General features: G+C 66.7%; 22 protein-coding genes. 8 read left to right on the forward strand and 14 right to left on the reverse strand.

Features of this window, described 5'->3' with window-relative positions:
• Window positions 1-92: 92 nt before the first annotated feature.
• On the forward strand, window positions 93-779 hold the full coding sequence (locus tag RT614_RS06975; protein ID WP_313621248.1) for a 2OG-Fe(II) oxygenase: 687 nt from the start codon (window positions 93-95) through the stop codon (window positions 777-779).
• Window positions 780-792: 13 nt separating this feature from the next.
• Here RT614_RS06975 and RT614_RS06980 read toward each other — a convergent pair whose 3' ends face one another.
• Complete coding sequence (locus RT614_RS06980; protein WP_313621250.1) at window positions 793-1,776, reverse strand: tripartite tricarboxylate transporter substrate binding protein; 984 nt, start codon at window positions 1,774-1,776, stop codon at window positions 793-795.
• 87 nt (window positions 1,777-1,863) lie between these two features.
• Here RT614_RS06980 and acnA point away from each other — a divergent pair, with 87 nt between their 5' ends.
• The 3 genes from acnA to RT614_RS06995 are packed head-to-tail and all read left to right on the forward strand — an operon-like array spanning window position 1,864 to window position 6,491.
• Window positions 1,864-4,494, forward strand: coding sequence for an aconitate hydratase AcnA (gene acnA, locus RT614_RS06985; RefSeq protein ID WP_313621252.1), 2,631 nt, complete (start codon window positions 1,864-1,866; stop codon window positions 4,492-4,494).
• A complete protein-coding gene (locus tag RT614_RS06990) occupies window positions 4,491-5,387 on the forward strand; it encodes a GntR family transcriptional regulator (protein ID WP_313621253.1) in 897 nt (298 codons plus the stop codon). The genes acnA and RT614_RS06990 overlap by 4 nt, the downstream gene beginning before the upstream one ends.
• A 48-nt stretch (window positions 5,388-5,435) precedes the next feature.
• Window positions 5,436-6,491, forward strand: coding sequence for a lactonase family protein (locus tag RT614_RS06995; RefSeq protein WP_313621254.1), 1,056 nt, complete (start codon window positions 5,436-5,438; stop codon window positions 6,489-6,491).
• A 12-nt stretch (window positions 6,492-6,503) separates the two neighbouring features.
• Here the strand turns inward: RT614_RS06995 and RT614_RS07000 are convergent, their stop codons facing one another.
• The 10 genes from RT614_RS07000 to RT614_RS07045 all read right to left on the reverse strand — a co-directional run bounded on the left by RT614_RS07000 (window position 6,504) and on the right by RT614_RS07045 (window position 17,605).
• A complete protein-coding gene (locus tag RT614_RS07000) occupies window positions 6,504-8,966 on the reverse strand; it encodes a TonB-dependent receptor (RefSeq protein WP_313621255.1) in 2,463 nt (820 codons plus the stop codon).
• Between the two features lie 100 nt (window positions 8,967-9,066).
• Complete coding sequence (locus RT614_RS07005; RefSeq protein WP_313621257.1) at window positions 9,067-10,038, reverse strand: FecR domain-containing protein; 972 nt, start codon at window positions 10,036-10,038, stop codon at window positions 9,067-9,069.
• On the reverse strand, window positions 10,035-10,556 hold the full coding sequence (locus RT614_RS07010) for a sigma-70 family RNA polymerase sigma factor (RefSeq protein WP_313621259.1): 522 nt from the start codon (window positions 10,554-10,556) through the stop codon (window positions 10,035-10,037). The genes RT614_RS07005 and RT614_RS07010 overlap by 4 nt, the downstream gene beginning before the upstream one ends.
• 91 nt (window positions 10,557-10,647) lie before the next feature.
• Complete coding sequence (locus tag RT614_RS07015; protein ID WP_313621261.1) at window positions 10,648-10,995, reverse strand: hypothetical protein; 348 nt, start codon at window positions 10,993-10,995, stop codon at window positions 10,648-10,650.
• Between the two features lie 71 nt (window positions 10,996-11,066).
• Window positions 11,067-13,526, reverse strand: a complete 2,460-nt coding sequence (locus tag RT614_RS07020; protein WP_313621262.1) for a TonB-dependent siderophore receptor — start codon at window positions 13,524-13,526, stop codon at window positions 11,067-11,069.
• Window positions 13,527-13,653: 127 nt separating this feature from the next.
• Window positions 13,654-14,655, reverse strand: coding sequence for a FecR domain-containing protein (locus RT614_RS07025; RefSeq protein ID WP_313621264.1), 1,002 nt, complete (start codon window positions 14,653-14,655; stop codon window positions 13,654-13,656).
• A 14-nt stretch (window positions 14,656-14,669) separates the two neighbouring features.
• Complete coding sequence (locus RT614_RS07030; RefSeq protein WP_313621266.1) at window positions 14,670-15,179, reverse strand: sigma-70 family RNA polymerase sigma factor; 510 nt, start codon at window positions 15,177-15,179, stop codon at window positions 14,670-14,672.
• A 137-nt stretch (window positions 15,180-15,316) separates the two neighbouring features.
• Entirely contained in the window at window positions 15,317-15,559 is a 243-nt protein-coding gene (locus RT614_RS07035) for a hypothetical protein (RefSeq protein ID WP_313621267.1), read from the reverse strand.
• 268 nt (window positions 15,560-15,827) lie between these two features.
• Complete coding sequence (locus tag RT614_RS07040) at window positions 15,828-16,730, reverse strand: SPFH domain-containing protein (protein ID WP_313621268.1); 903 nt, start codon at window positions 16,728-16,730, stop codon at window positions 15,828-15,830.
• Window positions 16,731-16,969: 239 nt separating this feature from the next.
• Entirely contained in the window at window positions 16,970-17,605 is a 636-nt protein-coding gene (locus tag RT614_RS07045) for a DUF4375 domain-containing protein (protein ID WP_313621269.1), read from the reverse strand.
• 186 nt (window positions 17,606-17,791) lie between these two features.
• Here RT614_RS07045 and RT614_RS07050 point away from each other — a divergent pair, with 186 nt between their 5' ends.
• Window positions 17,792-18,856, forward strand: coding sequence for a M4 family metallopeptidase (locus tag RT614_RS07050; RefSeq protein WP_313621271.1), 1,065 nt, complete (start codon window positions 17,792-17,794; stop codon window positions 18,854-18,856).
• A complete protein-coding gene (locus tag RT614_RS07055; RefSeq protein ID WP_313621273.1) occupies window positions 18,853-19,185 on the forward strand; it encodes a protealysin inhibitor emfourin in 333 nt (110 codons plus the stop codon). Before RT614_RS07050 ends, RT614_RS07055 begins: the two co-directional genes overlap by 4 nt.
• Here the strand turns inward: RT614_RS07055 and RT614_RS07060 are convergent.
• Window positions 19,106-20,359: an MFS transporter gene (locus RT614_RS07060; protein ID WP_313621274.1), complete on the reverse strand. Its 1,254-nt coding sequence runs from the start codon at window positions 20,357-20,359 to the stop codon at window positions 19,106-19,108. The genes RT614_RS07055 and RT614_RS07060 overlap by 80 nt on opposite strands.
• A gap of 141 nt (window positions 20,360-20,500) precedes the next feature.
• Here RT614_RS07060 and RT614_RS07065 point away from each other — a divergent pair, with 141 nt between their 5' ends.
• The gene (locus RT614_RS07065) at window positions 20,501-21,313 is read left to right on the forward strand and encodes a helix-turn-helix transcriptional regulator (protein WP_313621276.1); all 813 of its coding nucleotides are present in this window, start codon (window positions 20,501-20,503) and stop codon (window positions 21,311-21,313) included.
• A 15-nt stretch (window positions 21,314-21,328) separates the two neighbouring features.
• Here RT614_RS07065 and tam read toward each other — a convergent pair whose 3' ends face one another.
• Window positions 21,329-22,102 carry a trans-aconitate 2-methyltransferase gene (gene tam, locus RT614_RS07070; protein WP_313621278.1) on the reverse strand — a complete coding sequence of 258 codons (774 nt, stop codon included), beginning with the start codon at window positions 22,100-22,102 and terminating at the stop codon, window positions 21,329-21,331.
• 171 nt (window positions 22,103-22,273) lie between these two features.
• Window positions 22,274-23,260 carry a TerC family protein gene (locus RT614_RS07075; RefSeq protein WP_313621280.1) on the reverse strand — a complete coding sequence of 329 codons (987 nt, stop codon included), beginning with the start codon at window positions 23,258-23,260 and terminating at the stop codon, window positions 22,274-22,276.
• Between the two features lie 108 nt (window positions 23,261-23,368).
• Here RT614_RS07075 and RT614_RS07080 point away from each other — a divergent pair, with 108 nt between their 5' ends.
• Window positions 23,369-24,262 carry a LysR family transcriptional regulator gene (locus RT614_RS07080; RefSeq protein WP_313621281.1) on the forward strand — a complete coding sequence of 298 codons (894 nt, stop codon included), beginning with the start codon at window positions 23,369-23,371 and terminating at the stop codon, window positions 24,260-24,262.
• The last annotated feature ends 79 nt before the right edge of the window (window positions 24,263-24,341 follow it).

Genomic DNA, 24,341 nt, shown 5'->3' on the forward strand with positions numbered 1-24,341 from the left:
CGCGATGCGGCCGGGTTAGGCTGTAATGCAGTTCACCACCGTGCCGCAGTATTCACCACCGTGCCGTGTACCCCACCGAAATGCATGACCCTATGCCGACAACCGCCTTCCAGCCGCTGGACAACTACGATTGGCGCCGCATCCAGCAGGAACTGGACGCGCAGGGCTGGGCGATTCTGCCCGCGCTGTTCACGCCCGGCGATGCCCGCCGCATGGCGCAAGAGGCCGTCGCGGGCGGAAGCCTTCTGCCATCGCCGTCAGGCCACGGCGAGCGGCTGGCGCTGATCGAAGCCGCGCCTGCGACGCTGCGCGCCGAACTGTACCGCCGCCTGTTGCCGATCGCCCGCGCGTGGGCGGCGGCGCTGGACCTGGAGGTCTCGTACCCCGAAGACCTGGCCGCCTACACGCAGCGCAACCGCCAGGCGGGCCAGGCGCGCAGCCTGTCCGCCATCCAGCGGCTGCGGCAGGATGATTACCAGCCCTTGCTTCAGTATGCGGACGGCGCCTGCGTCTTTCCGCTGAGATTGATCGCCCTGCTGTCGGAACCCGGGCAGGACCACACCGGCGGCGAAACCGTGATGACCGAGCAGCGGCCGCGCATGCAATCGCGTCCGAAAGTCCTGCCCCTGGCGCTGGGCGACGCGGCTGTGCTCGCGGTGTCGCACCGGCCGGTGCAGAGCGCGCAAGGCGTCTACCGTGTGACGGAGCGCCAGGCCGTCAGCCGGGTGCGCAGCGGCGAACGAATCGCGCTTGAACTGATGTTGCACGATGGGCCTTAGCTGAAAGCCCCTTTCAGTTCTCCGCCGTGATGTTGCCGTCGGTCACGACCTTTGCGAACACCGCGGTCTGCGCCTTGATGAAGGCGCGGAATTCGTCCTGGCTCATGGGCTGCACCTCGCCGCCCAGTTCGCGGATGCTGGCCACGAACTTTTCGTCTTTCAGGCTGCGGTCGATGGCGGCGGCCAGCTTCTGCTGCACCTCGGGCGGCGTTCCCGCCGGCACGAACACGCCGAACCAGTTCTCCAGCGCATAGTCCTTGAGCGGCGCGTATTCCGCCAACGCAGGAATGTCCGGCGCGAACGAGGCGCGCTTGGCGGACGTGACCGCCAACGGCTTGACCTTGCCGCTCTTAATGAACGGCAAGGCGCCCGCCAGGCTGACGAAGGTCAGGTCCACGCTGCCCGCGGCAACGTCGACCAACTGCGCAGCCGCGCCCTTGTACGGCACGTGCACCATTTTTATCCCCGCCAGCGATTGCAGCAGCTCGCCGTTCAGATGCTGCGGATTGCCGACGCCGCTGGTCGCGTACGTCAGCTTGTCGGGATTGGCGCGACCATAGGCCACCAGTTGTTCGACGCTTGCCACCGGCAGCTTGGGATTGGCGACCAGCACGTTCGGCACGCGGGCAATCAACGCGATCGGCGCCAGGTCCTTGTCCGGCTGGTATTGCATCTTGCTCTTGAAGACCAGCGGATTGATGGCCGTTTCGCCGGCGGAGCCCAGCAGCAGCGTGCCGCCGTCCGGCGCCGACCGCACGACCGCTGTCGCGCCCAGCATGCCGCTGGCGCCTGGCTTGTTTTCCACCACGACGCCCTGCGGCAGCTCGGCGCGCAGGCGCTCGGCCAGCAGCCGGCCCATGCCGTCCACGCCGCCGCCGGCGGCAAACGGCACGATAAGGGTGACGGGCCGGCCGGCAGGCAAATCGGCGGCTTGCAGCGGGGGGATGGCGCTGAACGCCAGTGCCGCAACGGCGGCCAGGGTACGGATGGGGGGCATGGTTTGTCTCCTGTGCGGCCTGTATGGGAAGCGGCCGGGTTTTTACTTAATTGCATTTTATAGAGGCAATATGCAAAACTGGCAGCTATGGAAAACACCAATGCCTCCCTGCCCCGCGCAAGCTTCGACGTGCACGGCGTCCAGTACACCTGTCCGGACCTGCCCGCCCATTTCGGCGCGGACTATTTCCGGCTGCCGGTGGTGCTGCGCCTGCTGCTGGAGAACGTGCTGCGCAACACCCAGGGCGCGGAGCGGGACGCGGCTGTCGCGGCAATCTTCGGCTGGCTGGAGCACGGCACCAGCGAATCCGAAATCGCGTTCCAGCCGGGCCGCGTGCTGATGCACGACACCACCAGCACGCCCGCGCTGGTCGATATCGCCGCGATGCGCGACGCACTGGCCGAGGCCGGCGTCGATCCCGGCGTGCTCAATCCGGTGCTGCCGGTGGACGTATCGGTGGACCACTCACTGGCCGTGGAGGCCTATGCCCAACCCGACGCCGCCACGCTGAACCTGGACCTGGAACTGCGCCGCAACGCGGAGCGCTACCGCTTCCTGCGCTGGGCTTCCAAGGCGCTGTCGAACGTGCGCATCCATCCGCCGGGCACCGGCATCATGCACACCATCAATCTGGAACAATTGGCCACGGTGGTCTGCCAGCAGACTGGCCCGGACGGCATCACGCTGCATCCCGACATGATGATCGGCACCGACAGCCATACGCCGATGATCAACGGCATCGGCGTCCTGGGCTGGGGGGTCGGCGGCCTGGAAGCCCAGACGGTCATGTTCGGCATGCCGACGATGCTGCGCATCCCGGACGTCATCGGCGTCCGGCTGACCGGGGCTTTGCAGCCCGGCGTCACCGCCACCGACCTCGCCCTGACCGTCACCCAGCGCCTGCGCGCCATCCATGTGTCCGGCGAATTCGTGGAGTTCTTCGGCCCGGGCGCCGCCACGCTGCCGGCCGGCAGCCGCTGCGTGGTGGCCAACATGGCGCCCGAATACGGGGCGACCACGGGCTACTTTCCCATCGACAAGGAAACGCTGGCGTACCTGCGGCAAACGGGCCGGTCCGAGGCGCACATCGCCTGCGTTCAGGCGTACGCCCAGCGGACCGGCATCGCGCTAGATCCCGTTGCCGAGCCCCGCTATACCCGCGTGCTGGAAATCGCGCTGGATACGGTGCAGATGCATGTGGCCGGCCCCAAGCGGCCGCAGGACCTGCATCCCTACGGTCACACCCGATCGATCCTGGCCGGCCTGGAATTCGCGCCCCGCGCGCCGAGCGCCCTGCCCCGCCACGCCATCGCGATCGCCGCGATCACCAGTTGCACCAATACGTCCGATCCGCGCCTGTTGATGGCGGCCGGGCTGCTCGCCCGCAAGGCAAGGCAGGCCGGCCTTCGGGTTCCACCTTGGGTCAAGACTTCGCTGGGACCGGGCTCGCCAGCCGCCGCCGACTATCTGGCGCGCGCCGGCCTGCTGGACGATCTGGCCGCCGTCGGCTTCGACATCGTCGGGTACGGCTGCACCACGTGCATCGGCAACTCCGGCCCCTTGCCCGCCGTGGTGCGCGACGCGATGTCGGCCGGCGCCGTCCATCCCGTCGCCGTGCTGTCCGGCAACCGCAACTTCACCGGCCGCATCCATCCGGACCTGGACCTGGGCTTCCTGATGTCGCCGCCGCTGGTCATCGCGTTCGCGCTGGCCGGCGATGCGGAAAAGGACCTGAGCCGCGAACCTGTGCAGGCCGCCCCCGACGGCCGCTCCGTCTACCTGGCCGACCTCTGGCCCACCGAGGCCGAGATCGACGCGGCGCTGGCCGCCGGACTTCAACCGGATGACTACCGCGCCGCCTTCAAGATCGCCAGCGCCAACCCGGCGTGGCAGGCCCTGCAATCGCCGGCGACGCCCCGCTTTCCGTGGGACGCGGCGTCCACCGCGTTGCGCCGCCCGCCCTTCGCCAGCATCGACGCCGGCACCCAGCTTGGCCGTTATGTGGCCCACCCCTTGCTGGTGCTGGGCGATGACATCACGACGGACCATCTGTCGCCCGCCAGCGCCATCCCGCCCGACAGCCTCATCGCGGACTTCCTGGTGGAACGCGGCGACGACCGCCACGACCTGAACGTCTTCGCGTCGCGTCGCGGCAACTGGGAGGTCATGATGCGCGCGGCCTTCTACAGCAAGAGCCTGCGCAATCTGCTGTGTCCCACCGCGCCCGTGGGCCATACCTTGCATGCGCCAAGCGGCCGGCTGGAGCCGATCTGGGAAGCCGCCGAACACTACGCGAAGGCGTCGCAGCCCGTCGTGCTGGTCGCCGGCGCGCGCTTTGGCACCGGATCGTCCCGCGACTGGGCGGCAAAGGGCCAGCGCCTGCTGGGCATCCGCGCGGTGCTGGCCGTCAGCTTTGAACGCATCCACCGGTCCAACTTGATCGGCATGGGCATCCTGCCGCTGCGCCTGCCGGATGGCGTAACGCCCGCCACCCTGCTGCTGCAACCCGGCGATCGCATCGACATCGATGCCGAAGCCGCGTCGCTGGCGCCGCGCGCGGACGTGCCGGTGCGCATCCTGCGCGCCGACGGCGGCATCCAGGCGTTAAGCGCCACGGCGGCGGTCGAGACCCGGCTGGAGATCCGGCTGTTGCAGATGGGCGGCGTCATTCCCGCTATCCTGTCGGACACCATTTCATCAGCCGTCCGTCACCCATGAGCGCGCAAACCAATACCGTCACCAAAATCCTCGAGCTGATCGCGGAAGACCGCCTGCCCGAAGGCGCTCATTTGCGGGCTCAGCAGATCGCGGACCGCCTGCGGCTTTCGCGTTCGCCGGTGAACGATGCGCTCAGCGCGTTGGAGCAGCACGGCGTCGTCGCCCGCAAACCGAACCGCGGCTATTTCCTGCTGCGCGACTACGACGCCCTGACGCAGCCGACGGCGGACCTCGCCCCCCCGTCGGCGGACGACATCGTGACGCAGGTCTATTTCAAGCTGGCTGACGAACTGCTGCGCGGCGAGCTGCCGATGCAATGCAGCGAGGCCCAACTGCGCGCGCGGTACGCGCTGACCAACGCGCAGACCCAGGCGCTGCTGGGGCGCGTTTCGCACGAAGGATGGGCGCAGCGCCGGCCCGGCTACGGCTGGGAATTCTCGTCCATGATGACGACGCCCGACAGCCTGCTGCAGTCTTACCGGCTGCGCCTGGCGCTTGAACCCGCCGCGCTACTGGAACCGGGGTTCCGCATCTCCAAGCAGGTCCTGGCGCGCTGCCGCGCCGCAGAGATGCACCTCTTGGATGGCGGCATCGCCACCGACACGGCCGACCAGCTGCATGACCGCGGCGTGCGCTTCCACGAATCGTTGGTGGAAGCATCCGGCAACCCGTTTTTCATCGACACCATCAAGCGCGTCAACCGCGTGCGCCGCCTGCTGTCGTATCGATCCATGCAGGACCGCAGCCGCTACAAGCAGCATTGCGACCAGCATCTGGCGATACTGGACCTGCTGGAGCACGAACGCAACGAAGACGCCGCCGCGGCGCTGGCCGCCCACCTGCGCAGCACCCTGGACAACCTGGCCCGCATCAGCGGCATCCTGGCTTCGTAGGCCGCGCGGGCGCGGCCGCTTTCACCTTGACATGAAGAGGCTCGCGCCATGCACGTCTACATCGGTTCCCGCACCACCCGGGAACGCAACGCCCGCGGCGAGGGCATCAGCGTATTCGACTACGCGCCCGAGTCGGGATCGCTGACCCTGAAGCAGGTCGTGGGCGGCCTGCTCAACCCATCGTATCTGCTGCCGCACCCGTCCCAGCCCGTGCTCTATACCGTGCACGGAGACAGCGGCGAGATCAGCGCGCTGCGCCGCGACACACGCGACGGCACGCTGACGCCGTGGCATGCGCAGGCTTGCGAGGGCCGCAATCCCGTCCACCTGGCGCTGGACCCGGCGGCCCGCTACCTGATCGTGTCGAACCACTTGACGGGCGCCGTGGCCGTGCTGCCTGTCGGGGACGACGGCGCGCTCTCGTCCGTGTCGCAGACCGTGGCGCTTGCCGGTGAACCCGGTCCGCACCGCAAGGAACAGCCCTTTTCAAAACCGCACTACAACCTGGTCGACCCGTCCGGCCGATATGTGGCGGTGCCGGACAAGGGCCTGGACCGCATCTTCCTGTATGGCCTGGAAGACAGCGGCATCAGCGCGCAGCCTGCCGGCGTGGCCGCGACGCGCGAGGGTGCAGGGCCACGGCACGCGGTCTTCCACCCTGCCGGTCGCTGGTTGTATGTCGTCAATGAACTGGACAACACCGTCGGCGCCTATGCCGTCGAGTCGGGTTCGCTGCGCGCTTTCCAGGTGCTGCCGACGCTTCCCGACACTTATACGGCCAACAGCCGCGCAGCCGGCATCGCCATGGACGCCCGGGGCATGCACCTGTATGCATCGAACCGGGGCGACGACAGCATCGCCGTGTTTCGCATCGCGCCGGACACTGGCAGGCTGGAGGCCGTGCAGCACGCGCGCGCACACGGCAAGACGCCGCGCTTTTTCACGCTGTCGCCCGACGGCCGCTTCCTTTTCGTCCTGAATGAAGACACCGACACGCTGCAGCGCTTTCGCGTCGATCCGGCCGACGGCACGCTCGCGCACGACAACTATGCGTTGCGCATCGGCAGTCCGGTCTGCATGGTGTTCGCCGCCTGCGGCGCGTAAGCGGCGCCGGTCTTAAAAGTCCATGGACGCCGACAGCATCACCGTGCGCGGCACGCCCTGCGAGATCGTGCCGTACGACGCCACGCCGGACCAGTAGGCCCGGTTGAACACGTTGACGACATTGGCGCGCAGCGTCACGTCCTTGCCCTGAATGTTGACGGCATAGCGCGCGCCCAGGTCAAAGGTGGTCCACGACGGCACGGACTGGGTATTCGCCTGGTTGACGTATTCGCGGCCGGTGTAGATCATCCCGCCGGTAAGCGTCAGGCCCGCCACCCAGGGCGTATCCCATTCCGCCCCCAGGTTCACGGCCACCTTCGGCACGCCCACGGGCCGGTTGCCCTGCGTGGCGGCGCTGTTGGTGCGCGTCAGTTCGCCATCCAGGAAGGTCACGCCGCCCAACAGTCGCAGGCCGCGCAGCGGCTCGCCCGACACGTTCAGCTCCAGTCCGCGGTTGCGCTGTTCGCTGTCGGCGGCATACACGCCATTGGTGAGCTGGCCGCTGGGCTTGGAGATTTCGAACGCGCTCAGCGTCACCATGGCGCTATCCAGTTCAACCTTGACGCCCACTTCCTTCTGCTTCGCCTTGTAAGGCTTGAACACCTCGCCCGCGTTGGTCGCGGTGGCGGGCGCCACGTCGCCCTTGCTCAGGCCCTCGATGTAGTTGGCGTAGAAAGAGACATTGCTCCACGGCTTGATGACCAGTCCCGCCAGCGGCGTGGTCGCGCTTTCGTCGTAGCTGACGGTGCGCACGCCGGTGGTCCCGTTGAAGTTGCGCGATTCGATACGCTGATGGCGCACACCCAACGTAAGCTGCGCGCGCTCGTCCAGGATGCTCATCGTATCGGCCAGCGCAAGCCCCGACAGGTCGGACGATGACACCTTGGGCACGTTGGCCGGTGCCGGGATGCGCTGCTCCGGCCGCGTGATCGGATGGTAGATGTTGGACGTCAGCGGCGTCCCCATCACGCTGGCCTGAAGGTTCCGGTCGCTGTACAGGCTGCCCATGAAGTTCACGGCGTGGCGCACCGGCCCCGTGTCCAGCTTGGCGCGCAGGCCGGCGTTGTACGTGCTGCGATTCACCTCGAACCGGAAGTTGTTCGGCGTCACAACGGTATCGCCAGCCTCGTTGACGATCGTGGGCGTCTGGTCCGACAGGCGAGACACGTTTGTGTCAGACCCGCCAGCGTCGGCGAACACGGTCAGGCGGTCGCTGATGTCGTACTCCACGCGCAACAGCGCCGACTGGCCGTCCGACTTCCACCAGCCCCACGGCTGCGTGGCGTTGCGGCGCCCGTCCGGCGCGCGAGGCACGTCAATGCCGGCCGCCACCAGGAACGGCCGGGTTGGCGCATCGATCTTTTCGTGCTGCGTCAGCAGGTCCAGCGATGCGCGCAGCCGTTCGCCCTGGTAATCCAAAGAAAGCGCGCCGATGTCGGTGCGCGAGTTCATGTTGTCGAGCGGGGTATCGCCCTGCCGGTGCATGCCATTGACCCGCACACCCCATTCGCCGGAGTCGCCGAAGCGGCGGCTCAGGTCCACGCGGGCGCCAAACTGCGAATCGGCCACATAGTCGGCCGATACGCGCGTCAGGTCCTCGGGCAGCGAGCGTTTGGGAACCATGTTGATCACCCCGCCCACGCCGCTGTTGGGCGACATACCGTACAGCAATGCGCCCGGCCCTTTCAACACTTCCACCCGCTCGATGTAGTCGGTGAAGACGTGGTAGTTGGGCGCCACGCCGTAGACGCCGTCAAAGGCGATCTCACCCAAGTTGCCTTCGCCGATGGGAAAGCCGCGAATATAGAAGGAGTCGGTCACCCCGCCGATCTGGCCCGTAAAGCGCACGGACGGCTCCACGTTCAACGCGTCGGCAAGCGTCACGGCCTGGCGATTCTCCAGCAACTCGGACGTATAACTGGTGACGTTGAACGGCGTGTCCATCACATCGCGATTGCCCAACAGGCCGAGTCGCGCGCCGCGGGCCACCTGTCCGCCGGCGAACTCGACGGGCAGCGCGGACGGACTCACGCCCGCTCCGTCCACGGTCACCGTGGGCAGCATGGTGGTCTCGCCGATGGCGGCCGGCAGCTTGCGCAGCGAATAGGCGCCGCCGCCCTGTTCCGCCAGGGCAAGGCCGGTGCCGGCCAGCAAACGCGAAAAGCCTTCGGGCACGGTGTAGACGCCTTGCAGGCCATCGCTGTGGCGGCCAGCCACCATGGCCGGATCGAACGATAGCGGCATGCCCGACGCCGCTGCGAAATGGGCCAGCACGTCGCCCAGCGGACCCGGTTCGATCGCATAGCTCTTGCGCGCCGCCACGCTGGCGGGCTCGGCAGCCACCGACCGCGCGGGCGCGCCCGTCACGGCCAGCAACGCCAGCCCCAGGCTGGCCGCCCGGACCATCGATGCAGCGGGCGACAGGGCGGCAATGCCACGGGGCAGGCGTGGCGATCGGGAGATACGGGAAGCCATGAAACGATCCTTCGTTGGAGTCTGGGCGCCGCGCGCAGAGGTCGCGACGGTTCACCCCGTACACCGGACGAAGCGAAAAAAAGTGTCAGCCGGTCGGCGATTAATTTGTAACTGCGGCGCGCGGTCCCACCGTTGTCCACAACGGCGTCACGCGGCTCACCCTGACGGGCAACGTTTTTTCCAGCAGGCGCAGGCTGGCGTCGATGTCGTTCAGCGGGAACGCGCCGGACACCCGCAGCCCGGCGACCGCTGGATCGCAGCGCAGCACGCCTTGGCGGTAGCGGCCAAGCTCGTCCACCAGGTCGGCCAGCCGCCAGTTGCGCGCGGCCAGCATCCCGTCCGCCCAAGAGGCCGCCGATGCATCGGCGGCGGTGGGCGCAGCGGCCTCCCGATCCGTGAAGACAGTCTGTTGCCCGGCCGCCAGCAACACGGCGCTGGCGGCCTTTGACACTGGCTGGACCTGGACAGCGCCCTCGAACACCGCGACCCGCACGCTGCCGCCTTCTTCGCGGACCATGAAGCGCGTGCCCAGCGCGCGCACGGCGCCCTGGGCGGTCTGCACGATGAAGGGCCGATGGACGGGCGCGGGGTCGCGCCCCGTCGTCAGCAGGATCTCGCCGCCCTGCAGCCACACCACGCGCCGCGTTGCGGAGAAGTCGATATCGACCGCGCTGGCGGTGTTCAGCACCAGTTCGGTTCCATCGGCCAGTTCCACGCGTCGCTGCTCGCCCGTGGACGTGCGCAGATCCGCGCTCCATTCGCGCCAGGGCAACTCCCGAACGCCCAACCAGGCGGCGGGGCCCAGCACCAGCAGCCCGGCCAGCGCGCGCATGGCGTGGCGCCTTCCGGCGCGATCCGCGCCGCGCAATGCGTCACCGCCGATGCGTTGCGGCACCTGGCCAAAGCCGCGCAGCATCGCCTCGGCGCGTGCCCACGCGGCCTCGTGTGCCGCGCTGCGCGCACGCCAGAGGTCAAAGTCGGCGCGATCCGACACGGACAGGCTTTCGGACTGGAAGCGGACCAGCCATCCGGCCGCTTCTCTCAGAATGGCGGGGTCGATCGCGGCGTTCACGGCGCGTCCGCCTGGTAGGCGATCAGGCAGGCGGCAAACGCGGCCTGCATGTGGCGCTTGACGGTGGACAGCGACACGCGCTGCGCGCGGGCGATCTCGTCATAGCCCAGCCCGTCGAACTGCGACAGCACAAAGATCTCGCGCGTCCTCGCCGATAGCGAACGCAGGGCCGCATCGATCGCGTGCAGCGTTTCTAGGATCAGCGCCCGCGCCTCGGGCGACGGCGCCTCGGCGGCGGGCAATTGCGCCACGGCGGCCAGGTAGGCGTCCTCCACCGCCCGGCGACGCCAGTGGTCCGCCACCAGGCCCTTGGCGATGTGCGCAAGCAGGGCGCGCGGCTCGGCGCCCGCCTCGTCCCGGCGCCGCCCGGCCATCAGCCGCACGAACGTATCGTGCGCCAGGTCAGCGGCGTCGAAGGAACTGCCCAGCTTCTTGCGCAGCCACATCGCCAGCCAGCCATGGTGTTCGCGGTAGAGCTTCGTGACGTTGTCGACGGATGGGGATTCCGGCGCAGGCAAGGCGCACCTCGGGTCATATGCAAATAGGAATTATTTTTATTTTATATGAACCGCCGGGTGCATGGGATGACGCGCTGATGCGTCGCGGGGCTCAGTCCGGCCGCTGGCGGCCAGTCGAACGGATCCAGAACAACCCGCCCGCCGACAGCAACATGGCGCAAAGCAGGTAAACGAAGCAGATCAGCAGGCCAAAAAAATAGTAGCGGTCATAGGCGCTGGCGGCCCACCACGCAACGCCGCCATACACCGCCATGACGAGGAACGGCAGCCATAGCACCGCGATCCCTGCGCGGCGCCAGCCGGGCGTGTTCAATCGCGGGAATTTTTCGGGCTTGGCCCGCAGCAGCAGCGCCAGCAATGACAGCGCGGGCAGCAGGAAGGCCAGCACCGCCAGCACCAACAGGCCTGCGTCAAGAAACGTCGCCACGAACTCCCGCAAAGTCATCTCCTCGCACGGCGCGCACGGTGGCGCCGTGTGGGGATGTTATACACGAGACCCTTCCGGCCGCCCTACAGCTTGGGCGCGTAGCGCACCGTGAGCATCACGTTGCGGGGTTCCCCGTAGTAGTTATTGCTGGACAGCGTGTTGTAGGACGGCACGTAGTACTTCTTGTCGAACACGTTGTTCACGTTCAGGCCGAAGCTCAGTTCCGGCGTGGCTTGATAACCGACGCGCGCGTTCCAGATCGTGAATCCCGCCAGCTTGAATTCGCGGTCCGAGCTGATCGTCTGCGTCTGCGAATTGACGCCAGCGCCCACGCTCAGACGGTTCCACGCGCCCGGCAGGCGATAGTTGGCCCACAGGCGCACCATGTGCTTGGGCGTCCAGGTATTGAAGACCTGCCCCTGTTTGTCGGGGTCCGCAAGGAATTTGGTGGTGTTGTACGTATAGCCGGCATACAGCTCCAGGCCCCTGACCACCTCGCCGGAGATCTCGGCCTCGACGCCCTGGCTTCGCACCTCGCCCGCCGCGCGCGAGCAATACCAGCCGTTGCACGCAAACCCCGCGTCATAGTCAATGACCGCGCGGTTTTTGTGGTCGTATCGGAAAATCGCCAGCAACGCGTTGACGCGTCCGTCCGCCAGTTCGCCCTTGACGCCCACTTCGTAATTGTTGCCTTCGATCGGCTTGAGCAGGCTGCCGGACACGGTGCGTTCAGTCTGCGGTTCGAAGACCGTGGTGTAGCTGCCGTAGACCGACCAGTTGTCGGTCAGCGAATACACGATGCCGGCGTAGGGAATGAAGCGCCCCGAGGCACTGGACACCGTCGTGCTGCCGTCGCCGCTGTAGCTGTAGTCATACCAGCCCAGGCGTCCGCCGCCGATCAGGGCCAGGGACTCCGTGGGCTTCACGCGCCACGTTCCGTAAATGCCCTTCTGCCGGATGTCGTAGGCGCTGCGCGCATCGTAGCCGCTGGCCTCGGCGATGGAATCGATGTCCTGCCACGGGCGGTGATGATCGATGTCGAAGATATTGCCGCCGTCCTCCCACGCGCGCGTGAAGCGATCGGTCGTCGTCAGCTTGGAATAATTGGCGCCCACGACCACTTCCTGCTCCATGCCCCAGCCGGTGAAATTGCCGGCGACCGACATGTCCATACCGCGCTGCTGGGTCTTGAAGTCCACGCCGAAATTGCCGTAAGACAGATCGCTGCCGTCGCGCTGCACCGGGCCGGTGACCCGCTGGTGCACGGTCGAGTTGTCTTCGTTCATCGCGACGCCTGCCAGCCTGAACCGCCAGGATTCGTTGAAGCGATGCGTCACGTCCGCATTGAAAATGGTCTGGTCGTTCTTGGCGCGGTTCCAGGTCGAGCCCGTGAAGGTGGATCGCGGCAGGTCGATGCTGCCGCCATCCGCGAATCGCGGGTAGCCCACGAATTGCGGTCGCGAACGGCTGTGCCGGTTGCTGATACCCAGGCCCACCGTCGTGTTTTCGGTGATGTCGTAATCCAGGGCGGCGTACATGTTGCGGGTCTTGTCCCACACATAATCGATGTACGAATGGCTTTGGTCCTCGTCAAGCACGACGCGTCCGCGCAACGAGCCCGATTCGTTCAAGGGGCCGCCCGCGTCCAGCGTCAGGCCGTAGTGGTCCCAGGAACCCACCTTGCCCGTCACCACCACCGACGGCTCGGCCCCGCCGCGCTTGCGCACCAGGTTGATTGCGCCGCCCGGGCTGCCCGCGCCCTGCAACAGGCCGGCCGCACCCCGCAGGATTTCCACGCGGTCGTAGAACACCAGCGAATCCTGTTCCCAATTTCCAAGGCTGTAGCTGTTGCGCAGCAGGGACACGCCGTCGTATTGCAGCAGGTCCACCGGGAAGCCTCGGGAATTGATCGCCACCCCCGCTCCCACGCCCTGCACGCCCACCATGCCGGCGGTGTTGTTGATGGCGTCCGGCAGGCTGGTCATGTCCTGGTCATCCATACGCTGGCGCGTCAGCACGGTGATGGATTGCGGAATGTCCTTCAACGCCTGCGGCGTCTTGCCGATGGTGACTGCCGGCGAGGTGTACGAACCCGTGCCTTCCGTCGTGGTGTTGTAGGTGCCGGTCACGGTGACCGGCGCCAGCGTCGCGGCCTGTTCCGAAGATGCCTGCCGCAGCCGGTAGCCGCCCTCCGCGCGCGCCACGGCCTGCAGGCCCGTGCCTGCCAGCAGACGCTCCAGCGCCGCGTCGACGGTCAGGGTGCCCGCCACGCCACGCGTCATGACACCGCCCGTCAAGCCGGGATCGGACGCCACCATGACGCCTGCCTGCACGCCAAATGCGCCCAGGGCCGGGCTGAGGGGGCCGGCGGGGATGCTGAAGGCAATGGTGGCCTGCGCCTGCGCATGCGCCGCCGCCGGCCACAGGACGACAGCCGTGATCAGCGGCGCCGCACGGCGCAGGGAGGCCGTCAGCGCAGAGTGGCGAAGAGACCGGCGGGCACGCATTGCGACGCTCGCGGTGCGGACAGGACGAGAAGACATGAAGGGGTTCCCAGGCTCATGAAGGATCGGTGCGGCCGCGAGATCGGGCCGCTTTATCTCCATGAAGCGCGAGATCGGGTAATCCGCCGTTGCTGTTACAAAAAAGCCCGATCAGGGGAAAGACGGGTCATGCCGGAACCACCGTTACCCAGTAGCGGGTATAGCGGCGCACCCGCACCGGCAGGATTTCCTGAAGCATGTCCAACACTTTGTCGGTGTCCGCCAGCGGGAAGGCTCCCACGACACGCAGGCCCGCGGCCGCAGCGGCGCAGTTCAACACGCCGGGACGGTACCGCCCCAGTTCGTCCAGGAAATCCGACAACGGCATTTCGTCGGCGATCAGCATGCCCCGCAACCACGCCGATGAGGCCGGTTCCAACCGGGCGGGGAGGAAGTCGCCTCGGGCGGAAAAGTCCGCCTGTTCACCCGCCTGCACCCGGTTCACGGCACTATCCACCGCCAGGCCGCGCACGTCCACCGCGCCTTCCAGCACTGCGACCCGCATGCGCCCGCCGTCCAGGTCGCGGACCAGAAAGCGCGTGCCCACCGGAGTCAGCAACCCGCCGCGGGTGCGAACGGAAAATGGACGTCCGGCGGGATCGCGCGCCGTCTCGATCAGTATCTCGCCTTCCAGCAGCACCAGTTCCCGCACGCTGGCGGTATAGCGCAGGTCCACCACGCTGCCCGCGTTCAATTCCACCTGGGTGCCATCCGGCAGCCTCACCGATCGGCGTTCGCCCGTGCCGGTGCTCAGGTCCGCCGACAGCCGGCGGATCGCCGCCGGCTCGCTCAGTGCCCACGCCCCCAGGCCAACGCCGACCGCCGACAGCACCAAGCGGATCGCCGTTCGGCGCGACCGGATCAGCGGCGCCTGCAACAAGGTTTGCGAAGCCACCGCCGGCCCGGCATGGGCCACGCCCGTCGCCACGTCGCGCGTCAGCGCGTTTAAACGCTGCCAGGCCAGTTCATGCGCGGGCTCCGCCCGCCGCCAGGCTTCGAAACGATCCCGTTCGGCGGCGCTGCTGTCTTCGCGCAGGCGCGCCCACCAGTCGGCAGCCTGCCGGATCACCTTGGGTTCGATGGCGCCCGCTTCGGGCGCGTGGGGTCGCAGCAGTTTGGCGCTGTTCATGAAGCCGCCGCGGCTCAGCCGTACACCGCGGTGTAGCAATGCACCAGCGCACGCGCCAGAGACTTCTGCACGGCATTGGGCGTCAGCCCCAGACGCTGGCCGATCTCGGCATAGGACATTCCATCGATCTGGGCCATCAGGAAGATCCGGCGGCTGGTCATCGGCAAGGTATCCAGCAGTTCGCAGATCTGCTCCAACGCCTCGATGATCAGGGCGCGCGCCTCCACCGAAGGTTCGACGGGCACGGGTTGCTGCGCCAGCGTCTCGGCATAGGCGGTCTCCAGCGCCGCCCGGCGCGCCCGCCCGATCAGCAAGCGGCTGGCGATCGTACGCAGATAAGCACGAGGCTCGTTCAGCGGCTCCCGGATGTCGGCGCGGATCAGGCGTTCGAAGGTGTCATGCGCCAGGTCCGCCGCATCCGAGGCATTTCCCAGCCGGCGATGCAGCACGCTGCGCAGCCATTGGTGATGCGCCTGGTAGACGGACTGCACCTCTGCACAAGAGGTGAATGAAGTGGATGGCATCGCGATACGGCCCGGCGTTGCCGCCAGAGAGCAAGACACAATGAAAATGATTCGCAATTATAGTTGCGGTTTGTGTCTTTGCAAGGCTCCGTCCGCGCCCTGCATGCCTACACCGGCGACCTGCCAGCGGTCACGCGCTAATAGTCCATCGGCACGTGGCTTTGCGCGGTCCGGATTTCCTGGATGTGCCGTTCGGCTTCTTCGCGTTCGACGGCGGGCGGCAGCGCGCGCCAGCTGACCAGATTGCCAGGCGTCTTCAAGGGCATCCAGCCCAGTACGCTGTAGAGCGAAATCGCGGTGCCGCCGGTGTCCAGCCGCGTTTCGTAGTAGCCGTGGCGGTTCGGCGCGGTATCGCCAGGTGTCCAATCCAACTGAGACATCCATGTCTCCTTCTTGGTGAAGCTTGTGCGCATGAGCGCCCCGATGGCGGGGAAACTTTACACCTGATCGTATAGCGTCCGGTCGTGGTTGTCCCCCGCCGATACGATGGATTGTCGGATTCTTGACAGAGGGGAATCCCTAGCATTCTGGTTGGGACGGGCCGGCATCCAGGACGGAGACCGAGCTGCCACGTGCACTTGTCGTGGACTTCGCGCGCGGGCGGCGGCAGTGGCCTGCCCCCCGCGCGGCGCTTTATCTACAGCGTGATTACTTGATGCCGATGAACGGCAGCGCCGAGCCCGGCACCTGCGTGGCGGGCAGCACGCCGTCCCATTTCTCGACGGCGTTCAGGCTGACCAGGTTGGTGTTGGCGGCCAACGCCTCGGCCTTGGCGCGGATGGACGCAGCTTCGGCCTCGCCGCGCATGCGGATGCCGTCGGCCTCCGCGGTGAATTGCTGGCGGCGCGCGTCGGCTTCGGCCTTGGCCTTGACCACCTGGATCTCGGCGGTGATCATCGCCGTTTCCTTCTGCTGGCGCGTGGTCTCGATCTGCACCTGGGCCAGCATGCGCTGCTCGATCGAGTGCTCGTAGGCCTGCGAAAAGCCCACTTCTTCGATCTGCACGCCCACCACCTGCACCGGCGCGCCTTCCATCGTCTTCAGGACCGCGTTGTTCACGTCCAGGCCCAGCTTCTGGCGTTCCTGGATGGCGCGCACGGCGGTGTACTGGCCGAACACGTTCTTCACGGCATCCGGCGTCTTGCGCTCGAGCACGCGCATCTGCAGATTGGCGATGGTGCCGTATTCGGAATACAGCTCGGCCACATGTTCGGACGGCACGCGGTACGTCACGGACACGCGCAGCGTCGCGGGCTGCTGGTCATAACTGTAGGCTTCGAGCTTCTCGAACACGAAGGTGTGGTCCCGCACGGACACGGTCATGACGTTGTCGATGAACGGCGTCTTGAAATCCAGGCCGGGTTCAGCCACGCGCACCAGCTTGCCGTTGCGCAGCACGACGCCGCGTTCGCCCTGGTCCACCTGGAACCACGAGCCGAACGCGATGAACAGGATGAGCAGGAACAGAATCCCGGTGCCAACGGCGAACTTTATGCTGCGCGGCTTGACCGCGCCGATTGTCTTGACCATCTGGATGTCCGTCGGCTTCATTTCGAATCCCTGTCTATTCTTGTTCGTTTACGGTCCGAGAGCACCGCCGCGATGCCGCGAGCCAGCAGATAGGCGACCACGGCCGCCCCCACCAAGATCAGGAAATACCTCATCGAGCGTCCCCCCCGGGAAAGAAGGACGGGATTCTATCCCGCAGCAACGACGTCGCCGCGGGCGTGTATCGACTTAATGTGGCGATACGTTTCCGAAAGTTTCCAGTACGCCACTACGTGACGGAATCAGGCGCCGTACCAACGCAATCCCAGCCGCGCCAGCGGGTCGGGATATTCCCAAAATGCGTGGTCCAGTTCTTCCATGCGCTCCTGTTCTTCTTCCGTCATCGCGCCATAGATGTCATTCAATTGCACGACCTCCGGCGACGCCTCGAAACGGTCGATCAGCCCGCGCATGCGCGACAGCACGTCCAGCATGTGCACCGCTCCGATCTTGCGCAGCGCCTGCAGCGCAAGCTGGCAGGTCTCGTCGCCCCAGTTGCAGAGAAACTGCATGAAGCCGCCGTTGTTGATGTCGGCTTCCATGCGCCACAACGCCACCAGTTCGCGATCGGTCTCTGACAGCGCATCCAGCTTCCAGCCGGCGGACTGCAGCGTCGCCATGGCCTGCTCGTATCGCTGGTCCCACAACAGGTCATGGACGTTCAGCATGCCTTGCTGCGAAGGCGCAAGCAACGCGGGCCAGACGACGCCGTGCCCGTCGTCCACGAGCTGCCACTGCTCACGCGCGGCCGGCGTGGCCTCTTGCAGCCGGATGTGACGCTTGATCGGCTCCTGCAGCACGCGGCCGTTGGCCAGCGTCAGGAGCAGGTGAGTATCGGTCAGCGCGATGGAGGTGATGCGTAGGTCTACGGTCGACATGCAAGGGTCCGGCAGAGAAGGGAAAGCGCCCGAAACTACCGCAAGCCTGCCTGGCTGTCGAGGCGCGGCAAAGGCGCGTCCCGTTCGCATCGCGCCGCATCCTGTTACGGCTCGACGTCCCACCCTTCTGCTACCTTAACCCTGCGCCGCGCCGGGCCATCCGGCGCCCACGACGGAGACCGACCCATGCCACGTCCTTCCGAGTCCGCTCCCCTGATCGGAGTGGTCCCGCCGTACATGCTGGACCGCCTTGCGCAGCACGCCGATGCGCGCGTCAGCATGCCCGCGGTCGAGACGTTGATCATCGATCAGCAGCAGCGCAGCCTGCGCGAGATGGCGGAACAGCCGCCCCGCGCGACGCTTGCGCCCACCCGGGACGCGGCGCCGCCGGGCACACCTGAACGCGCCATCCACGACGCGGAAAACGGCACCACCCTGCCCGGCAAGCTGGTGCGCGCCGAGGGCGGACGGCCGGCCGGCGACGCCGCCGTGGACGAGGCTTATGCCCATCTGGGCTCTACCTACAAGCTGTTCTGGAATATCTACAAACGCCATTCGATCGATGCCCACGGGTTGCCGTTGGTCGGCACCGTGCACTACGGCCAGGACTATGAAAACGCCTTCTGGAACGGCGCCCAGATGGTGTTCGGCGATGGCGACGGCCAGGTGTTCAACCGATTCACCGTCGCCGTCGACATCATCGGCCACGAGCTTACGCACGGCGTCATCGACACCGAGGCCGCATTGCTCTACCAGGGCCAGTCCGGCGCGCTGAATGAATCGCTGTGCGACGTGTTCGGCGCGCTGGTGAAGCAATATTCGCTGGGCCAGACGGCGCGGGAGGCCGACTGGCTGGTGGGCCAGGGCCTCTTCACGCAAAAGGTGAAGGCCCGCGCGCTGCGCTCCATGGCGGAGCCGGGCTCCGCCTACGACGACCCCGTGCTGGGCAAAGACCCGCAGCCCGCGCACATGAACGACTACGTGGATACGCCGCGCGACAACGGCGGCGTGCACATCAATTCGGGCATCCCCAACCGCGCCTTCTACCTGGCGGCCACGGCATTGGATGGCAACGCCTGGAACGGCGCGGGCCGCGTCTGGTACGACACGCTGTGCGACAAGCGCCTGCGCCATGATGCAGGTTTCAAGGACTTTGCCACTTTGACGCTTCAGGTGGCCGGCGAGAAGCACGAGGCGGCGGTGCGCCGCGCGATCGAAGCGGCCTGGAAGGCCGTGGGAGTGCTGTCATGATTGAACTGCCTTCACTGGACCTGGTCCAGCTGGTTCGCCTGACCCGCGAGGGCGGCCTGGCCTACCTGCCCGGCTTGGCGCAACCCCGCCACATCGACATGGCCACGTGCCCGCCTGGAGTCCGCCAGGAGGTCTGCGACGCCCTGCAGCACGCCGCCCCCAAGGCGGTGCCTGCGTGCGCGCAAGCCGGCGGAGACCAGCGCTACTTCCACGTGGAAGTCGTGTACGAAGGCTCGGCCACGGCGGACATCAGCTTTGACGTGCCCGAGGCGGACGCGCCGGAGACCCTGGTGCGGCTGTGGAAGGACCAGGCCGGCCAATCTGGATAGCGCGCCCCGCGTACAGGCCGGCAATCGCCATGATTGCGCACAGCGCGGCGCACACCCCCAGCGCGACACCCCAGCCGTCCAGTCGGTCATGCAGGCCGCCCACCAGCGCCGGCCCCGTCGCCGCAAACAGATAGCCGACGCACTGCGCCATGCCGGACAAGGCCGCCGCCTGCTGCGCGTGGCTGGCGCGCAGGCCCACGAACGCCAGCCCCAGGATGATGCCCGCGCCCGTTCCCAGGCCCAGCAAAGCGATCCACAGTGCGCCCCATGTCGGCACGGCAATCAGACCGACGAACGCCACCAGGGATGCCGCCGCCGCGCAGAACGCCGCGCCGCGCTGATCCTTCAGCCGGCGCAGCACCGGCGCCAGGAACAGCGCCGGCACCGAAGACGCCAGTTGCAGAAAGCCGTGCAGCGAGCCCGCACGCTCGGCCGTATAGCCGGCATCCAGCAATATGGCGGGCAGCCAGCTCACCGCCACGTAGAACACGAACGAATTGATGCCCAGGTACAGCGTGACCTGCCAGGCCAGCGGCGATTGCCACAGGCGCACGCCATGCGGCGCATGCGCGGTCGTCGCCGCAGGCGGCGTGTGGTTCGCAAGCTGGGGCACCCACAGCAGCAGGCTGATCAAAGGCAGCGCCAGCATGCACAGCGTCGAAAACCGCCAGCCGCCATCAGACAGGCCGGCCAGGGGAATCGCGACAGCCGACGCAAGTCCCGCCGCCAGGCCCATGGTCAGCACATAGGCGGAGGTCAGGCCTGCGACGCGCTGGGGAAAATCGCGCTTGAGCAGGCTGGGCAGCAACACATTCCCCAAGGCGATGCCCGCGCCGATGACGGCCGTTCCCGCATAGAGCCCGCCGGCGCCGCCCTGCGTGCGCAGGGCGATGCCCAGGGAAACCAGCAGCATCGCCGCGAACAGGGTGCGTTCCAGCCCGAAGCGTCGCGCCAGGCCTGCGGCGAACAGCGACACCACCGCGAAAGCCAGCAACGGCAGCGTGATCAGCATTCCCGCGGCCGCGGACGATAGCCCAAGTTCTCCCCGGATCAGGCCCATGAGCGGCGGCACGCCGGTGAACGGCGCGCGCAACGCCATGGCGATGCACAGGATGCCCAGGATCAGCAGCGCCGGGCGGCCGGCGGGCGAGGTGGAAGAAGATACGTGCGGCATGGAGTCAATCTGCAAGTGGACAGGCGAGGCATCGGGCGCCCTGCCTTCGATCGTTCCCAGCTTACGCACTCGGGCCTTTACCGAATTTCGAGACAATGACAAACTATCCCTCAATCCGGCCAACCGTCTCCGCGCGACCTCATGCGTACGCCAGACACCCCACCCGCCCCGTTCGATCCCGATTCCGACGCGCAATGGACCTTCGCCATGCGCGTGCATGCGGCCGAGCAGGACAACGAGTCGCCGACGCACCGGCATCACATGGGCCAGCTCGTGCTTTCGCTGCGCGGTGGCGTCACCTGCTCGGTGCCACAGGGGCTATGGATGGTGCCTCCGCAGCGCGCGGTCTGGATCCCCGGCGGCGTGCCGCACAGCAATCGCGTCACCGCCAACGGCAAGGTCTGCTTCCTGTTCGTTCCTGCCGATGCGCCGCGCCTGCCGGCGGCGTGCTGCACGCTGGCCGTCACGCCGCTGGTGCGCGAACTGGTGGTGCATCTGGCCGACCTGGCGCCGGCCGACGCGGGATCGGCCGCCACCCGCAAGCTGGCCGACGTGCTGGTGGACCAATTGGCTCACATGCCCACCGAGCATCTGCACCTGCCGATTTCCGACCATCCCCGCCTGCGCCAGATCGCCGGGGCGCTGAATGCGAACCCCGCCGACCGCAGCACGGTAGCGCAATGGGCCGGGCGAGTCGCGATGAGCGAACGCACGCTGGCCCGTCTGGTGCAGCAAGAGGTCGGCATGAGCTTTGGCCGCTGGCGCCAGCAGTTGCACATCATCCTGGCCCTGCAGCGTCTGTCGGCGGGCGTGTCGGTGCAGCGCACCGCCGAAGACCTGGGCTACGAATCGGTCAGCGCCTTCATCACCATGTTCAAGAAGACGTTGGGCAAGACGCCCGCGCGATACTTTGCGGACAAGGCCGACGGGCAGTCGGCCGCCCTGCCGCAATAGCGCCTATCGCGCTGCTTACTTCTGCTTCGCGCCGGCCACGATGAACAACCGGGGAAACGGCAGCAGCACCGTGCCGTCCGCCAGCGCCGGATAGGCCGCTTCGATCAACGACTGATACCGGGCAAGAAAGCTCGACTGCTCGGATGCGTCGAGCCTGTCCAGATACGGGCGCAACGCCGTCCCCTTGAACCACTCCACCACCGCCGCCGCGCCGGCCAGCGGATGGTGATAGGTCGTGCGCCACACATCCAGCGTTTCGCAATGCGGCTTGAGCAGTTCGTAATACCAGGCCGCGCTGTGACGCGGCGGATGCCTGACGTCTCCCGTCTTCGCCGCCCACGGCGCTTCGCCAGCCACCTGGCGGGCCAGGCGGTGCGCGGGCTCTTCCAGGTTGTCGGGCGTCTGCACCGCCAGGCTGCCTCCGGGCGCCAGTTTGGCCACCAGCGCCGGGTACAGCGTTTCGTGGTCGGGCACCCATTGCAGCGCGGCGTTGGCCAGGATCACGTCGTAGGCCTGCGACGGGTTCCAGGTAGCGATGTCGGCCAGTTCGAACGACAGCGAAGGCAGGCGCTTGCGCGCGGCCGCGACCATGTCTTCCGAACTGTCCATGCCCGTGACCTCGGCGTCCGGATAGCGGCTGGCCAGCACCTCGGTGGAATTGCCCGGCCCGCACCCCAGGTCCACGGCATGTTTGACGTCCTGGTTGGGCAACGCCGCCACCAGGTCCCGCACGGGACGGGTGCGCTCGTTTTCAAAGGCGGAATACTGCTTCGCGGACCAGCTGTTCATGATTGTTCCTTGCGCGGGCAACGGGGTAGCGCCGACTGTACGCCGGGGCTATTCATATGACAAATTCATATTCGATGACGCTGCCATATCCCACCGATATGAATAGCATTAAACAAATTGCCCGCCCGCCGGGCGGACCGGCGGGCGGGCATGGGTGCGCAAGTGCGACGATTACTGCGGCTTCAGTTCATCCGACTTGGTTTTCCACAGCGAGAACAGCACGCCGCCAAGGATCAGGCTGAACGTCACGCCGAGCGAAATCGCGGGCGGCACCTTGCCGATGAAGCCGACCAGGAAGATCTTCGTGCCGATGAACACCAGGACCAGCGCCAACGCGTACTTCAGGTAGTGGAAGCGGTGGATCATCGCGGCCAGCGCAAAGTACAGCGCACGCAGGCCCAGGATGGCGAAGATGTTGCTGGTGTACACAATGAACGGGTCCGTCGTGATGGCGAAGATGGCCGGCACCGAATCCACCGCGAACACCAGGTCCACGAACTCGATCAACACCAGCGCCAGCAGCAGCGGCGTGGCATAGCGCACCTTCTTCGACGTCGCGGGATCGGTCTCGGTCACCATGAAGGCGTTGCCGCGCAGCCCTTCCGTGACACGCATGTGACGCTTCAGGAACTTCAGGATCGGATTGGTGGCGATGTCGGGCGTCTGGTCCGCGATCATCCACATCTTGATGCCCGTGAACACCAGGAACGCGCCGAACAGATAGAGCAGCCATCCGAAGTTGCTGACCAGCGCGGCGCCCAGGCCGATCATCGTGGCGCGCAGCACGATCACGCCCAGGATGCCCCAGAACAGCACGCGGTGCTGGTACTGGCGCGGGATCGCGAAGAAGCTGAAGATCAGGGCGATCACGAAGACGTTGTCCATCGACAGCGACTTTTCGATCATGAAGCCCGTGTAGTAGGCCATGCCGCTGGCCGCGCCCATGTTCCACCACACCCAGCCGCCGAACAGCACCGCAGCGGTGATGTAGCCGGCGGAAAGCAGCAAACTTTCACGCACGCCGATCTCGCGGTCTTCCTTGTGCAGAACGCCCAGGTCGAACGCCAGCAGGCTGATCACGATGCTGATGAACAGCAGCCAGCTCCATGTTGGCGTGCCGAGAAAATCGGCATAGAAAAAAGTCATCAGAGTGTCCATGAGTGCCCCGCTAGATTCGAAGGTGCCCATGATCCGGATCTGGCCCGGATGGAGAAATCAGCCTGAAAGTGAGTTAAGGTTCGAAAAAACCGAAGTGAATCCGAACCCATGCTGAACTACCGCCACCTGTACTACTTCTGGATGGTCGCCAAGGAAGGCGGCTTTTCCCGCGCCGCCGAGCGGCTGGACATGGCCATCCAGACCATCAGCGCCCAGGTGCGCGAACTTGAAAAAAACCTGGGCCATCAGCTGCTCAAGCCGGCCGGCCGGGGGGTGACCCTGACCGACGCGGGCGAGGCCGCGTTCGCCCGCGCCGAAGAGATTTTCCAGATTGGCCAGGTCCTGCCCCAGGAAGTGCGCGCCGCCGCCACCAAGCCCGTCGTGCGCCTGTCGGTGGGCTTGTCCGACGGGATTTCCAAGCTGGCCGCGCATGCCTTGCTGGGCCCGGTGCTGCACACGCCCGACCTGCACCTGACCTGCCACGAAGGCGAGGTCGAGGAACTGCTGGGAGAACTGGCGCGGCACCACCTGGACCTGGTGCTGGCCGGCCAAGGGGCGCCCGCCAACCCCAACCTGCGCCTCACCAGCGACCGCCTGGTCTCGTCCCCCGTCGACTGGTACGGCCCCGCCAAGCTGGTGCGCAAGCAGGACACGCTGGACTTTCCGCACTGCCTGGATCGACTGCCCGTCCTGCTGCCGACCGGCCATTCCGTGCTGCGCCAGACGCTGGACCGCTGGTTCAGCGAGCAAGGCGTATACCCCAACGTGGTGGGTGAATTCGAGGACAGCGCGCTGATGTCGGTATTCGCCGCCCGCGGCCTGGGCGTCTTCCCGCTGAGCCGGCTGGGCGGCGACGACGTCGCCCTGCTGCGCGGCCTGCGCCCGCTGGCCCGCTGCGACGAAGTCCGGGAGGAAATCCACGCCATCCGCAATCGCCGCGGCCAACACCACCCGTTGGTCCAGACCATCCTGGCGCAGGCTAAAACTTCGGTTTTTTCTTAATGTTTTTCACACTGTCTCTGGTTTTTCAGAAATAAAATCCCCGTTATCGTGGTTCTTTTTTTGGATTTTGGAGTACCAC

It is taken from the genome of Achromobacter sp. (assembly GCF_032102605.1).
In the GTDB taxonomy this organism is placed as follows: Bacteria; Pseudomonadota; Gammaproteobacteria; order Burkholderiales; family Burkholderiaceae_B; genus Achromobacter.